Source organism: Lysinibacillus sp. NPDC092081 (assembly GCF_044755845.1).
Taxonomy (GTDB): Bacteria; Bacillota; Bacilli; order Bacillales_A; family Planococcaceae; genus Lysinibacillus.
In genome coordinates, this window is record NZ_JBIVRU010000025.1 from 31,784 (window position 1) to 47,991 (window position 16,208).

12 protein-coding genes are annotated in these 16,208 nt (G+C 36.7%); 2 read left to right on the forward strand and 10 right to left on the reverse strand.

What is annotated here, in order from left to right; genetic code table 11:
- Nucleotides 1–60: 60 nt before the first annotated feature.
- A complete protein-coding gene (locus tag ACIQLB_RS22495) occupies nucleotides 61–285 on the forward strand; it encodes a DUF2188 domain-containing protein (protein ID WP_400730845.1) in 225 nt (74 codons plus the stop codon).
- A gap of 133 nt (nucleotides 286–418) precedes the next feature.
- Here the strand turns inward: ACIQLB_RS22495 and ald are convergent, their stop codons facing one another.
- The 10 genes from ald to ACIQLB_RS22545 form a co-directional block, all read right to left on the reverse strand.
- The gene (gene ald, locus ACIQLB_RS22500) at nucleotides 419–1,564 is read right to left on the reverse strand and encodes an alanine dehydrogenase (protein ID WP_400730846.1); all 1,146 of its coding nucleotides are present in this window, start codon (nucleotides 1,562–1,564) and stop codon (nucleotides 419–421) included.
- A gap of 25 nt (nucleotides 1,565–1,589) precedes the next feature.
- A complete protein-coding gene (locus ACIQLB_RS22505) occupies nucleotides 1,590–3,011 on the reverse strand; it encodes an aldehyde dehydrogenase family protein (RefSeq protein WP_400730847.1) in 1,422 nt (473 codons plus the stop codon).
- A gap of 22 nt (nucleotides 3,012–3,033) precedes the next feature.
- Entirely contained in the window at nucleotides 3,034–4,344 is a 1,311-nt protein-coding gene (locus tag ACIQLB_RS22510; RefSeq protein ID WP_400730849.1) for an aminotransferase family protein, read from the reverse strand.
- Between the two features lie 738 nt (nucleotides 4,345–5,082).
- The gene (locus ACIQLB_RS22515) at nucleotides 5,083–6,336 is read right to left on the reverse strand and encodes an ArgE/DapE family deacylase (RefSeq protein WP_400730850.1); all 1,254 of its coding nucleotides are present in this window, start codon (nucleotides 6,334–6,336) and stop codon (nucleotides 5,083–5,085) included.
- A gap of 77 nt (nucleotides 6,337–6,413) precedes the next feature.
- On the reverse strand, nucleotides 6,414–7,802 hold the full coding sequence (locus ACIQLB_RS22520) for an APC family permease (protein WP_400730851.1): 1,389 nt from the start codon (nucleotides 7,800–7,802) through the stop codon (nucleotides 6,414–6,416).
- Between the two features lie 54 nt (nucleotides 7,803–7,856).
- Entirely contained in the window at nucleotides 7,857–9,128 is a 1,272-nt protein-coding gene (locus ACIQLB_RS22525; RefSeq protein WP_400730852.1) for an APC family permease, read from the reverse strand.
- A gap of 117 nt (nucleotides 9,129–9,245) precedes the next feature.
- Complete coding sequence (locus ACIQLB_RS22530) at nucleotides 9,246–10,880, reverse strand: amidohydrolase (protein ID WP_400730853.1); 1,635 nt, start codon at nucleotides 10,878–10,880, stop codon at nucleotides 9,246–9,248.
- Nucleotides 10,881–11,037: 157 nt separating this feature from the next.
- Nucleotides 11,038–11,694 (reverse strand): GNAT family N-acetyltransferase, encoded by a 657-nt coding sequence (locus tag ACIQLB_RS22535; protein ID WP_400730854.1) that lies wholly within the window; start codon nucleotides 11,692–11,694, stop codon nucleotides 11,038–11,040.
- Nucleotides 11,695–12,120: 426 nt separating this feature from the next.
- Nucleotides 12,121–13,542: an NAD-dependent succinate-semialdehyde dehydrogenase gene (locus tag ACIQLB_RS22540; RefSeq protein WP_400730855.1), complete on the reverse strand. Its 1,422-nt coding sequence runs from the start codon at nucleotides 13,540–13,542 to the stop codon at nucleotides 12,121–12,123.
- A 61-nt stretch (nucleotides 13,543–13,603) separates the two neighbouring features.
- Nucleotides 13,604–14,980, reverse strand: coding sequence for an aminotransferase family protein (locus ACIQLB_RS22545; RefSeq protein WP_400730857.1), 1,377 nt, complete (start codon nucleotides 14,978–14,980; stop codon nucleotides 13,604–13,606).
- A 206-nt stretch (nucleotides 14,981–15,186) separates the two neighbouring features.
- Here ACIQLB_RS22545 and ACIQLB_RS22550 point away from each other — a divergent pair, with 206 nt between their 5' ends.
- A complete protein-coding gene (locus tag ACIQLB_RS22550) occupies nucleotides 15,187–16,098 on the forward strand; it encodes a LysR family transcriptional regulator (protein WP_400730858.1) in 912 nt (303 codons plus the stop codon).
- Nucleotides 16,099–16,208: the final 110 nt, after the last annotated feature.

The following is a 16,208-nucleotide window of genomic DNA, read 5'->3' on the forward strand; positions in this document are numbered from 1 at the left end:
TGAATAAACAGAGGATAATATGTTCCCCTCCCACAATAACCAAACAAAGGAGATAATGTAATGGGGAAAAATCAACATATTACACCGCATCCAAATGGCGGTTTTCAGGTTAAAGGAGCAGGCAATTCGAAAGCTACTAAAATATTCAACACACAATATGAAGCTATTCAATATGGTCGAGATATCGCCATAAACCAAAAATCTGAATTGCTTGTACACAATAAACAAGGGCGAATCCGTGAAAAAAATAGTTACGGAAACGACCCTTATCCACCAAGAGGCTAATATTAATATCTATTCATCACTATATTAATAGGGTCGAAATTTAAAAATAGAAAAAAAGGTGAAAGCTTGGTAGATTATGTTCCCTACCAATTTTCACCTTCTTTTCATTTCAAATAACATTATTTCTCTTATTCTATTTAACTGCTAACGCCGAAGTTGAATCTGCTGCTAATTCTACTTGTAGATCCGTATATGGTAATCCATGTGCATCAGCTACCGCTTTATATACTATTTTTCCATTTACTACGTTTATCCCCTTCGCTAATACAGGATTATCTATAGCAGCTTGGCGATAGCCTTTATTAGCTATTTGCAAACCGTATGGAACAGTTACATTTGATAAGCCCATTGTTGAGGTACGTGCGCAAGCACCTGGCATATTCGCAACTGCGTAATGCACAACACCGTATACTTCATAAGTAGGATTACTATGAGTAGTAATCCGATCAATTGTTTCAATAGAACCCCCTTGATCTACCGCTACATCCACTACAACAGACCCCTTTTGCATCGTTTGAATCATTTCTTTTGAAACTAATTGTGGTGCACGTGAACCTGGAATTAGCACAGCACCAATTAACAAATCTGCTGTTTTCACTGCTTCAGCGATATTGTAGGTATTTGATGCAAGTGTACGAACACGTCCTTGGAACATATCATCTATTTGACTTAAGCGTGTAATATTAACGTCTAAAATTGTTACGTTTGCACCTAATCCTACTGCCATTTTCGCAGCATTCGTCCCGACAACTCCAGCACCTACAATCACTACATTTCCAGGTGCAACACCAGGAATACCACCTAAGAGAACCCCTTTTCCTCCTTTGGAATTTTCTAAAAACTGTGCACCAATTTGTACAGACATTCGGCCTGCAACTTCACTCATTGGCGTTAACAACGGTAAGGCACCTGAATCTAATTGAATTGTTTCATAAGCAATTCCAGTAACTTTACTTTCAAGCAAAGCTTTCGTTAATTCTGGCTCTGGAGCTAAATGTAGGTATGTGTAGAGAATTAGATTCTCTTTAAAATATTTGTACTCCTCCTGAATCGGCTCCTTCACTTTAATCACCATATCAACATCCCAAGCTTCCTTAGTCGATTTAGTAATTTGAGCGCCTACATCTAAATAATCTTGGTCTGTAAATCCACTACCTAACCCTGCACTCGATTCAATTATTACTTCATGACCACCTTTTTTGTAAGCCACAACACCTGCTGGAGTAATTCCTACTCGATTTTCATTATTTTTTATTTCTTTAGGTACACCAATTATCATTATATTTCCTCCTACCTATTTTTCATTAGTTTTGGTTTATAACTACAAGTTTCATTTCTGTCATTTCCTCAATTGCATACTTCAGCCCTTCTCTTCCCATACCACTTTCCTTTACGCCACCATATGGTAGATGATCTAAACGGAATGTAGGAATATCATTTATTATGACACCACCTACCTGGAGTTTTTGCGTTGCCTGTAAAGCAACATGGATATTATCTGTATAAATGCCAGCTTGCAAACCATATTTGGAGTCATTTACTTGATCAAATGCCTCTTGAATAGATGTAAACTTCATAATAGATACGATTGGTGCGAATACCTCCTGACAGGAAACCTTCTGCTCCGGTTTTACATTTAATAGTACGGTAGGTTGTAAGATATTCCCTTCAGATTCTCCACCAGTTGCAATAATTGCCCCTTGCCTCTTTGCTTCTTCAATCCAACTTAATGTTCGTTTTACATCTTGTGGACTAATTAAGGCTGAAACATCCGTTGTAGGATCTAGGGGATCACCAAGTTTCAACTCTTTTGTAGCTGCTACAAATTTATCTACAAACAAATCATACATTTTTTCGTGAACATAGATTCGTTGAACTGAAATGCATACCTGCCCTTGAAATGCAAATGCACCGGAAACGACACGTGGAATTAATTTATCAATATTCACATTTTCATCGATAATAACAGCCGCATTAGAACCCAATTCAAGCGTTACTTTCTTAAGACCTGCTTGATTGCGTATGCCAATACCTACAGCGGGGCTACCTGTAAAAGAAATCTTTTTCACGCGATTATCCGTGACTAATTTGTTACCAATTAAAGAACCTGCACCAGTAACGATATTTAACGCACCCTTCGGTAATCCTGCCTCTACTAATAATTCACCAATAAAATAGGAAGTTAATGGTGTTTGACTTGCAGGCTTTAATACAATCGTGTTACCTGATGCTATTGCTGGCCCTACTTTATGAGCTACTAGATTCATTGGAAAATTAAAAGGTGTAATAGCTGCCACGATGCCTAATGGTTCACGAACCGTATAGGCAATGCGCCCGTCGCCACCGGGGGCAGCATCCACAGGAATTGTTTCTCCGTGTATTCGCTTTGCTTCTTCAGCAGCAAATTTATACGTTTGAATTGTACGCTGAACTTCAGCTTTGGCGGTTGAAATAGGCTTGGCTGCTTCTAGTGCTATTAGCTCTGCTGCTTCTTCAGCACGTGCTTCTAATAAAGAAGCTAATTTTTCAAGAATAATCGCACGCTTATATAAAGGCATATTCGCCATCGTTTTACGTGCAGCATCGGCAGCTACTAAAGCTGCTTCTACTTCCTCGACATTTGCCTTCGGTATTTCTGCAATGATCTCGCTACTATATGGAGAGCATAATTCTGTATACTCTGCTGCTTCCACCCAATCCCCATTGATAAATAAATTTTTCCTCATTATAATTACCTCACCTTTCGTATTACAACTTCTTTGCCAATACCTGATTCTCTACTTCTTGAATCGCTTTTTCTAGAATATCCAATAAATCTCTTAACTCCTTTTGGCTTATTGATAATGGTGGTGAAAATACAACAATATCTTGAGCATCTAGTACAACAGAGCGACATATTAATCCCAACTTTGCTGCCTCTGTCACTATTTGCGGAGCGAGGAGTCTTCCTTCATAAGAGATTTCTATACCTGCCATTAAACCTAAACCTCTTGCATCTACAATAAATGGATACTTCGCTTGTAATACTTTTAACCCTGCTAATAGCTCTTGACCACGAATTTCTGCATTTGCTACTAAATTATCTTTCTCTATAATTTCAATGTTTTTCAACCCAACTGCACAGGCCATTGGATGACCACTATAAGTGTATCCATGCAATATAGTTCCTTCTGATAACTCAGAAAATTCTTGGTGTATTTTCTCTGAGATCATTACACCTCCTAATTGTGCATATCCACTAGTAACACCTTTTGCAAAGCACATCATATCCGGTACCACATTAAAATGTTCCATCGCAAAGAACTTACCCGTCCTACCAAATCCTGTGATAACTTCATCAGTTATCATCAAAATACCGTACTCATTGCAAATTTCACGAATTTCTTTGAAATAATTATCCGGTGCAACATGCACCCCCCCTGCACCTTGTACTGGCTCGGTGATGAAAGCAGCTATTGTTTCTGGACCTTCAGTTTCAATCAAATCACGTAAAGCCTGTATGGAGAAATGATCTACGAATAGAAAATCCGGTGCATTAGAATTTGTAAAATCACGAAATCCTTTTAAACCCGTCGCACTTGTAGCACCGATTGCCACCCCGTGATAAGATCTCGATCTTGAGATAATTTTTTTTCGAGAAGTTTCCCCTTTTAATATCCAATAATGACGAGCCAATTTATAGGCGCTATCATTGGATTCGGAACCACCGGACGTAAAAAATGTAGTATTTAAATCACCAGGTGCTAATTCTGCTAACTTTTTTGCTAATAGAATAGCAGGCTCATTACTAAACGTTGCAAAACAAGAACTGAAGGCTAATTTATCCATTTGTTCCTTCGCTACTTCACCAAGTTCTGTTCTACCATGTCCGATATTCACATTCCAAAGTGAAGACATACCATCAATAACTTTTTTACCTGTAATATCATACAGATAAACACCTTTTCCTTCTGTAAAAATAAATGCCGGTCCATTTTCCGTCTTTACTGGTGAAGTAGGGTGTAGAAAATGCTTTTGGTCTAACACTTTAAGTTCTTCAACAGAATAATTTCTTTTCATAAAAATACATCCTCTCTTTTAAATGTTTTTAAATAATACACTCACAATTAATCAATTTCGCCTTGGCGTAATTGCGTCCGGATTTTGAATTGTGCTCGCACAATTCATTCCTTTCAAAATCCGTGACATCCGCCGGAGGCTTTATCTTCATTCAGTAGGTGTTTGGACACCCACTGAAAAAATAATCAAAATCGTATTCATCTCACCACCTATAGAGGTGGGAGTCTTCTGCTGAATGAAGATAAACAATAAGCTTGCCAACTACTAAAATGTGATTTACTTACATCTCGGAAATGAATTAATTTAATTTTCAATTAATTTTGAATACAGGAATTGTTTCGTCGATTTAATTGTTAAGAGAGATTTGTTTTATCAAATAATTTTCCACACGAATAATTTCCCGATTAAAAGTTTTTTTAGTGTACAAATAATCCTCACTTATTCGTTTGGTTGTACTAGCAGTGCTAGGCTGATTATTCATAAGTGCCATCTTCTCAATCGATCGCCTTGTCCGATAAATAGTCATGCGATTCAGAAGACGACATTTATAGAAGTTGCAAAGATTGTTGCATTTCTTGTGTCATTTTTAATGCTAGATTTTGTTTTAAATCTAATACCAATTGCATTAAGCCCTCCTCTTTTTCCATAACATTCCTAATCATTCAGCTACCCAAGCTAGAAGCATTATGAGTGACACTATATTAGTTTGAAATGGATATTCCCAAAAGTTAACGATAATTAACTCTCGCTCCACTTAATAATATAATTTGCCAAAACATTAGTTACTTCTACTACGCTATCTAAATGAACACATTCATCTGGTCCATGCATATTTTCTCCAATTGGCCCAAAGCACAATCCTTGTTTTCCGTAATACTGAGTAAATCGTGCATCATTTCCTCCAGCTCTTCCAACCATTATTACTTTATGTCCCATAACATCTTCTGCATTTTCGATGAATAATTTTACAAAAGGGTTCTCAGGATCTTGGTACCATGGCTCCGTTGACCATCCAAACCACTCTATAACAGGTGGATTTTTATCCATCCACTCATCGCCTAAGACAGATTTCATAATCGTGTCTTGTACTAGTTGCTTAATTTCTTTGCGAGTTTCCCCTGGGATAAAACCAATTCTTCCTTCGAGGATCGCTTCCCCTGGAACTGTCGATACCCAGTCCCCAGCTTTTAGTACACCTAAGTTTAAGTGAACGGACTGTCCAGACCCCTTTTCAAATAAATCAAACTTAACATTTTTAGCACGCCATTCACTTAATTCATCCAGCGCACTAAGGATTTTCATCATTTTTGAAATAGCATTTATGCCTTCATGCGCTAAACCAGCATGCGCTGTTCTTCCCTTTACGTACACTCGGAAATACATAATCCCCCCATGACATATTGTCATATTCAAATTATGTGGCTCTGTCGAAATGTACCCATCTGTTACGAAGCCTTCCTCCAAACATGCTAAAGCTCCGCCTCCACCACCAGCTTCTTCTTCTATTACTGAATGTAGCTGAACATCTCCAGCAATTGGATAACCTAAATCAATTAATGTTTTCAATGCGAACCAATTTGAAATAAGTCCTGCTTTCATATCGGCAGAGCCTCGACCGTATAACTTGTTTCCAATAATATCTCCACTCCATGGGTCCATCGTCCAGTTTGAATATGGTTCTGGAGAAACAACATCTACATGCCCATGAATCGTTAATGACTTACCATTGGAGACACCTTTATGTATTCCGATAATATTTTTTCGGTCTTCAAACGGAATACCTGAATCAATAAACGCTTCATGAGCTGAAACCTTCTCATATTTTGGTTCAATCTCATGCAAAATCAAGTTAAGTTCTTCATATTTTTTTTTCATGTATAATTGCATCTCTTGTTCATTACCAACAACGCTTTTTATACGTACGACATCTTGAATTGTTTTAAATAATTCTTCTTTATTTTTTTCTATATACAGTCGAATTTTTTCTTTCAAAGCAATCACTCCTTTATTTACTTCTTGTGTCATTAAAAAGAGGAAGATTATCTAAGAGATTGTCATCCTCTAAATAGTTAATTCAAGACTTTAATCTTATCTTCATTAAAAACCTCTTTATCTAATGACTCCAAGTCATCTATAGAGTCCATGCTTCCAAGTTCTTTTTTAAAGAATCTTGTTATAAACAGCATATAAATGATTCCGATTATAAGCCAAACGATTCCACCTATAAATGCATCAGCGTGTAAATGATACCAAAGAACTCCAGTAGCTAATGCTCCGAAAGAAGGCATAATTAAGTACTTAAAGGTTTCACTGCCTGATCTCCTTTTCTGACGAATATAGAAATGAACAATAACAGATAGGTTAACGAATGTGAATGCAATTAATGCCCCAAAGTTTATGACTGAAGCAATTAATTCTAAATTTGGTCCTATTGCAAATAATGATACGATTCCCGTCAAAACAATCGTAAAAACAGGCGTTCTAAATTTAGGGTGTAAGTATCCGAAAGTTTTTTTAGGAAGTACACCATTTCTGCCCATAACAAACAGCAAACGAGATGCACTTGCATGAGATGCAAGTCCTGAAGCTACAGTAGCAGCGAAAGCTCCTGCAATGAAAAGCAGTTGGAAAAACTTCCCTCCTACATATAAACCAATTTCCGGCAATGTATCATCTACATTTTCGAACACAGAAACATCCGGGAATAATGCTTGTGTAAAATAAGAAGCAATAAAGAAAATACCCCCACCGATTAAAACAGTTAGAAGGATTGCTCTAGGAACTGTTGATGTATCCTTTGCTTCTTCCGTATACATTGTTATTGCGTCGAAACCGATAAACGAGAAAGCTACTACTGTTGCCCCAGTTAAAACGGCTATTAATTTTACATTTTCATGTGATAGTGGATGAATCGTGAATAAAGTACCATTTCCCATACCGTGATAAAGTTGTACAGAAGCAAGTATTATGAAGATACCTATTAAACAAATCGTGAAAACAACGAGTATAAAGTTTAAGCTGGATGTTGATTCCATACTATAAGCATTAATTGCAGTAACTACAATGACATAAGCAAAAACCCAAATCCAAACAGGTACATTCGGAAACAGAGATTCCATATATATTCGAATAATTAATGCATTAACTAAAGGTAATAATAAATAATCTAATAACGATGCCCATCCTACGAGGAATCCTAGGTGAGACCCCATTGTTTCCCGGGTGTATGTATATGCTGAACCAGCAGCCGGGAATACCTGTACCATCTTTCCATAACTAATCGCTGTCAATACCATTACTAACAAGGCGACAAAATACGCCATTGGTACTACACCATTTGTTAATTTTGATACAATTCCAAACGTATCAAAGACCACTGTAGGCGTCATATACCCTAATCCCAGTGCAACAATTGACCAAACACCTAATGACCTTTTGAGCGTAGTGTTATCTGTCATTCATCCATCCCCTTTACATATTTTTAACTGCTTCATTAATGTTTTAAACTGCGACTAATCAATCTGATCTGTATTGAGCACTGGTGGTTTATGCTTAAGACCTTTTGTCATAAATAATAAATAAATAACACCAATTCCTAACCAAACACTACCAAAAGCAATCGAATAAACATCTAGGTTGAAAAGCAAACAAGTTGTAAGTACTGCTCCGATTAATGGAAAAATCAAATAGAAGATAATCCCCTTTAAGGAGCGTTCTTTTCTCTTACCGTAATATAAAAAAACAACCGATAGATTCACAGCAGTAAATGCAAGTAGGGCGCCAAAGTTAATGAAAGACGCGACAAAGTTTAGACTTAAAAACAATGCAGATAATGATAAAAGACCAATTAATAAAATGTTGTTAACCGGGGTTCTCGTTCTTTTATTTAGTTTTCCAAAAAAATTTTTAGGTAATTGTCCATCTCTTCCCATTGCGTATAATACACGTGCAGCACTTGCTTGAGATGCGGACGCGGAACCAAATACAACCACTGCAGTTTTTGCTAGGAATGCTGCTTGTAAGGCATTCCCGCCTACTAAGAAAATAATTTCATAGGAAGCAGAATCAGCATCTTTAAAACTCGTATAATCTGGCCAAACATTATGTGCAAAATAAGATACGATTACAAAACATAATCCACCAATTATTGTTACTAAAGATATTGCACGCGGTATGTTTTTCTCCGGATTTTTTACTTCTTCTGAAAAAGTAGAAACTGCATCAAAACCGAGGAAAGAGAAACATAATAGTGCAGCACCAGCAACTATATACTTAAATGACTCCTCGGTATTAATAAAGGGATCAAGGTTAAATAAAATGCCAGTCCCGGTTCCAGTTACTATTGATTTAACTGATAAGATGCAAAAGACAATTATAAATAATACCGATAAACCTGTTACAATCATGTTGATATTTGCGCTTAACTTTACACCTCTAACATTTACAAACGTCACAAGAACGACTAATGTAAGTATCCAAACATACTGTGGAACTTCAGGTATAGCAGCTGAGAAGAAAATACCAAATAGTAAAAAGTTAACCATTGGGATCAAGAGATAATCCATTAAAATTGCCCATCCCACTAAGAAACCAACATGAGAATTAATCGCTTTTTGCGCATAGGTATAGGCAGATCCCGCAATGGGGTACTCTTTTGCCATTTGACCATAACTATGAGCCGTAAACATCATCACAATTAATGCAAGTACATACGATCCAGCGACCATACCATGAGATATTTTAGAGGCTATGCCGTATGTGCTAAACACTGTAGTTAAAGCCATAAAGGCCGTCCCAGTAACAACAACAGACGTTAAAGAAAGCGATCTAGACAAATTAACTGGATGTTTTATTTTTTTCACTCCTCGAATAGTAATAAAAAAATCTTCCCAGTAAAATGATCAATTAACTAAAATAGTAGGATAGTAGACTGATTCACTATAAACAACTTCACCATCCATAATTGTTAACAAAACTTTCGTTTGAAGAATTTCTTTATTTTCTACTTCAAATAGGTTTTTATCTAGTACAATAATATCTGCTAATTTTCCAACTTCTAATGTACCCAAATCTTTTTCTCTGAATGTGCTGTATGCTGAACCTTTTGTATACGCTTTCAACGCTTCTGCGAGTGTTATCTGCTCTTGACTATTCCACTCATAATCACCAGTAAAGTCTAGTCTCGTAATCGCATGGAAAATTTCTTTAAAAGGATCAAATGTTGCTATTGGATAGTCTGTACCAAGAGCAATATACTCGACTGCGTCGTATAACGTTTTACATAAATACGTATAAGGGTCTTTCTCTTTACCGACACGCAAAGTATGACTTTCTTTTGGCATCAATGCTAGATGAGAAGGCTGTACAGATGGAACAACCCCCAATTCTTTAAATCTCTTAATATCTGTCGGATGAATCACTTCAATATGCTCTAGCGCATGTCTTGAATCTCTCACACCATTATCCATCCTTGCTGCTTCAAATATATCTAGAGCAAGCCTAACTGCGCCATCACCAATTGTATGGAAGCGAATTTGAAATCCTTCTTTGTCCGCTTTTGTCACCCAGTTTTTGATCGTTTCTACAGGAAAAGCAGTACTCCCTCGTGTTATAGGTTTGTCTAAGTAAGGATCTAACATGTATGCGGTATGTCCAGTTACAACACCATCAATAAACTGCTTAAGTCCTGCAAGCTGTAATTTTTCGGAATTGTACTTTTCACGCAAGCTTATCGCTCTATCTATATCATCATTTAACTCAGGGTAAAGATGAATTCGAGTCGTAAGTTTTCCAGCTTCATCATATGCCTTATACATATCGAAACTATTTAACTTATCAAAACTACTTGCAAACAAATCATTTACTGATGTAATGCCTAATTGAGCTGATTTTTTTAAGAACTCTTCAAACAATTCTTCTTTCCGTTTATCCGGAAATGCGAGAGCAATATCCACAACTAAATTCATTGCTGTTTCAAGAAGAATTCCTGTGATTTCATTATTTTCATCTTTTTGAATCGTACCATTAGGAGGGTCTTCAGTTTCATTTGTAACCCTAGCATTTTCAAGTGCTAAACTATTAACCCACGAATAATGACCTTCTGCGTGGAAAAGAATAATCGGGCGGTTAGGAACTACTTTGTCTAAAGAAAAACGTGTCGGCAAGCATTTTTCTGCCCAATTTGTATGATCCCATCCATAGCCTATAATCCACTCATCAGCATGCACGTTTTCCGAGAATTGCTTTACTAAACTAGCAACTTCTTCTTCCGAATGAGCATCCGATAAATTGATACTTGCATGCGAGAAAAGACTACCAAACATGAGATGAAGGTGCGCATCATGAAATCCTGGCATAATGAGTTGGTTGCCATAATGATATTCCTTCGTGTCTAAACCTATAAATGGTTTTATTTCCTCCATCGAACCTACCGCAATGATTTTGTTACCTTTAATCGCAATAGCAGCTGGCTTTGCTTCATTTTCTAAACCTGTAAATACTGCTTTACTCGAAATAACTTTATCAGCGATAACCATTTATAACTCCTCTCTTTACCTAAGATTTACTTCTAATGGAACTCTTATAACAATAGATTGAAAGCGCTTACACAACTAAAGAAGTTAAATAATCGCAATAAACAATGGGCATCCACTGTTCGCCTATTAAAATAGGCGAACATAACGGACAAAAAACTCATACTAATTTAAGCTTGTAAACTGGATTTTTCCATTCCAAAAGTGTTGCATATTCTAATGACTCAACATCCCCAGGTAAATAGCCTGGCATTACTTTATTTAATACGTATCCGTTTTTCATTTGGAATGTTAATACAGGATCATATATTTTCCCTTTCATTACCTCTAGTGCATACTCATCTGCACTCATCTGCTCAGCATATTTATAGTAAAAAGGTATACGACCACCTACTAAGATACTTTCTAAGTTAAGTTTCTCACATATTCTTTTTCGGCCATCATACAAATGACGTCCCAATTGTAACCCTCTAAAATCTTCGTGTACTCCAATTTCAATACCATATAGGTTTCTACCATTAGGGTTATGATTTCGAATAAATCCTAAATCACAGATTTGAAAATATGAGTGACTATCTCCGTAATCTTCAAAATTTACAATTAGACTTAATGCGGTTCCTACAATTTTACCGTTATATTCTAGACAAATTTGACCTTCTGGAAACAACTCAATCTGACTTTCAAAATGCTCATATTTTAATGCCATATCAGGTCCAAAACACCTCATAGAAAGTGCGGCAACTTCAGCAAGATCCTCTTTTAAAATATTGCGGACAACTATTTCTTGTCCATGATTTTTTAAATTTACTTGAGACATAATAAATTCACCCTCTTATTTTATTGGAATTAAATTAAAGTTTCAGGTGTGTTGATTAACCATTTTTATCCACTCTAATTACTTAAAGGATGCTGATTTCCGTTACGGGCTACTTGCTTTCCTGCGGGCGAGCGTCGAGCCGCTTCCTCCGCTGCGCTCCGTGCAGGGTCTCGTCTGTCTCGCTTTCCCGCGGGAGTCAAGTAGCCCTTCACTACAATCAGCTAAAATGGACACATATAAGCAAAATGTTAACAAAAAACCCAAATCCATTATTCCCCTAATTAATACGCCTGTTAAAGTTTATTACTTTATTAATTGTGTAGACTGTCTCCCATACATTCTTTAGAAACTATGTATGGGAGACATGGAGAATGTAAACAAGTCTACTACAATATATTTAGTTACCTAGATTAGTAACATTTTTTATTATTTTAAATAAATCGATACAAACTTCTTCTCCAAGTACTCCTCAAGTCCGTACCAACCGCCTTCTTTCCCCATTCCACTTTCCTTCATACCACCAAACGGAGCTTGTACAACCACTGGAGCTGGATCATTAATACCAACAATTCCGAACTCTAAAGCACGCATCATTCGTAAGCCTCGACCAATGTCTCGCGTATAACAATAAGCTGCAAGACCATATTCAGGATGGTTTGCTCTTTCAACTACCTCTTCTTCCGTCTTAAATGTATAAATTGGTGCAACTGGTCCAAATGTTTCTTCTGTTGTAATCTTCATATTATCGCTTGCATATTGAATAACTGTGGGCTCAAAAAAGTAACCGCTACCATTATTTAATGTAAATACATGACCACCCGCAATTACTTTACCATCATGTTTCACAGCGTCTTCTACTTGACTTTTCACTTTTTCAAGAGCCATTTTATTAATTACCGGACCGACATTTACGCCATCTTCTAATCCATTTCCTACAACTAATTTAGATACCTTTTCAGCTAACTTTCCTGAGAATTCATCAGCTACAGTTTCTGCTACGTAAATCCGGTTGGTGCTGATGCAAGTTTGACCTGAGTTAATAAACTTAGACACTAAGATACCATTAACTGCTGCGTCAATATCAGCATCCTCAAACACAATATACGGTGCGTGTCCACCAAGCTCCATTGATATTTTCTTCACTGTATCAGACGAATCACGGATAAGTTTTTTCCCCACACGCGTCGAGCCAGTAAATGTGATTTTACGAACGTCTGGGTTACTCGTCATCTCGTTTCCAATTTCTTCAGCTGGGCCAATTATCAGGTTTGCAACTCCAGCAGGTAGTCCAACTTCATGAAAGCATTCGAATACTTTTATCGCCGAAAGAGGAGTTAAGTCAGCCGGTTTTAAAACAATCGTACAACCTGCAGCAAGTGCAGGTGCAATTTTTCTTGTAATCATCGATAACGGGAAATTCCATGGTGTAATAGCTGCACATACCCCAACAGGTTCGCGAATTACCATTAAGTGTTTATCAGCTGCAGATGCAGGAATTGTTTCCCCATAAATTCTCTTTGCTTCCTCCGCATACCATTCTAGATAGCCGATCGCACCTGCTACTTCACGAGTAGCATCTGGTAAAGGCTTACCATTTTCAAGTGTAATTGTTTCAGCTAATTCTTTTGTTTTTTCTTTCATCATTTGAACCACTTGAAACAGGTAGTTGCTGCGCTCATTTCCAGTTGTCTTACCCCAGAATTCAAATGCTCTCTTCGCACTTTCGATTGCTTCTTTAGTTTCAGTTTTACCACCTGTAGCAACAGTTCTAATTATTTCTCCAGTCGCAGGATTTGTTACATCTAATTTATTTCCTGTATCTCGCCATTCACCATTTATATAAAGCACTAGAGAACCTCCCCTTTTTTAACTATAACCACCACTACTCAACTTACTTTATAGGAATAGTTTAGTTGCGTGTATTTTTAAAAGCAGTAATCGAATCGTCTATAATTTGAATCATTTTTTCAATTTCTTCTTTGTTAATAATAAGCGGTGGCGCAATTGCAACAATTTGGTTATTGGCTCCAAGCGCTCTTAATATTAATTGGCGATTGAAACATGCGTCAACTACCGCATTTGCTGGGAAAACAGTTGGATCAAATAATTTTCCACTTGTTGGATCTTCGTAAAGTTCAAATGCAGCCAACAGACCAATTGCTCTGCAATTTGTTACCATACTATGTTTTTCAGCTAAGTAGTCTAAACCTTTTTTAAGTTCTTTCTCCATGTCGTTTACATGGTCAATAATATTATCACGCTCTAGTATTTCAATATTTTTCAGACCAATCGCACAAGCAGTTGGATGGCCACTATATGTGAAACCATGTGGGATAACAGCATCGAAGTTAGCAATTGTTTCTCTAATTTCATCATTTATCATGACGCCGCCAAGTTGCGAATAACCGCTCGTAATTCCTTTTGCAATTGACATCATATCAGGGACAACATTCCAGTTGTTTACACCAAACATTTTCCCCGTACGACCAAATCCACAAATAACTTCATCTGCCATGAAAAGGATATTGTGCTCGTCACAGATTTTACGAACTGCTTCTAAGTAACCTTCTGGTGGAATATTAACTCCGCCCGCACCTTGCACAGGTTCAATAATAATTCCGGCAATCGTCTCCGCACCTTCTCTTTCAATTGTTCCACGGATAGAATCTGCATAGTTCGGGTCACTTTTATCACCTAACTCGCTGTTTAATAGGTGGGCTGTTGCACGAACAACTCCGTCTATATTTGATGATGCGAACTTGTGGTATGCTGCAAGACCAGTAGCTGTTTGCGCTCCTATTGTTACACCGTGATAAGCATTCGTTAGCGCAATAATCTTTCTTTTTTCTGATTTCCCTTTAAGCTCCCAGTAGAAACGAGCTAATTTAATTGCTGTATCATTTGATTCTGACCCACCAGAAGTGTAGAATACACTATTTAAATCTCCTGGTGCTAACTCAGCTAATTTTTCAGCAAGTAGAATGGATGGTTCATTTGAGAATCCTTTAAATGATGATGCATACGCGAGGGTAGATAATTGACTATTACCAGCATCTGCAAGTTCTTGATTCCCATGTCCTAAGTTCACGTTCCAAAGCATTGACATCCCGTCGATGTATTCCACATCATCCGTACTTGTAACTGTAACGCCTTTACCTTTAACAAAGATAATAGGCGGTCCATTGTCAATTAAAGCCTTCGGATTTGTAGCTGGATGTAGCAAGTGCTTTTTGTCCAGTTTAGCTAACTCTACAGTTTTTGATTGTTGAGTAATTTTAGTTGTCATTGATAAAACCTCCATTTATAAATTAATAATTTGCGATTGGACACACTCTGGTATCAACTAACTTCAAACTGAAATACAGTTTAGCTCAAATTTTTGAACTATTCTTAATTATGAAAATAGTATATCTTTACATTTTTATAATGTAAATTATAATATTTATATGACTTCCATATATTTTATGAATACTAAAAGGAGGAGTTATCAAAATGAACCTTCATCGTTTACATTGTTTTATTACAGTAGTTGAGGAAGGTAGCATTACAAAAGCTGCTACTGCACTGCAAATGACTCAACCCCCCTTAAGTATTTTAATTAGAAAATTTGAACAAGAATTAAATGTCACTTTGTTTAATCGTTTAGGTAGATCTCTTGAATTAACACCAAGTGGAGTATTTTTATATGAAAAAGGAAAAGAATTACTTGATTTATCTGAGAATACGGAGAAGAAATTAGTCGAGTTTCATGAAGGAATTAGAGGTACTGTGAAATTGGGTTGTACTACTTCAGCAAATCTATTTATTTTGCCAAATGTCTTAAAAAAAATTCAAAAGGAAACTCCTAACATAGTTACACATGTTCGCGAGGGTAATACATCATATATTTTAGAAGAACTAAGAAGTCATAAAATAGATATTGGAATTGTCCGAACTTCAGTGAGAGCGGAGGACATCCATACTTCAACACTACTAACAGAACCTTTACTTTTAGCTCTTCCACCCAACCATCATCTATGTGAAAAAGATTCTATTGATATTGCAGACTTGAAAAACGAACGATTTCTTTTAAATACAACATCTTATGGATCAGGTGTTGCTGATGATGTGATCGAGGCATGCCAAAAAAGTGGATTTACGCCTAATGTCGTTTACTGGGGGACAGAAACATTACCAACACTTATGATGGTAATGAAAGGCGCAGGAATTTGTTTTGTACCTAGCTGTTTCAAGCTACTTAATTCTCCTGATTTACCGGTACTTAGTCAACTAGCAAATCCAGTGTTACAAACAAAACTTAATATAATTACACTTAAGGATCGTTACATGACATCAATTTCCAAACGATTTCTTGCGATTACCGAAGAGGTTGCAGAGAAAATGACAAGCATTTTCAATGATTAATATGATTTAAGTAATGGCGTTCAAGTTAAAATATTCGGTAGATAATGCATAATAAGTCAAAATAAGCATTCTCACTTTAACATCAGTTGAGATAAGAGTGCTTTAAATTA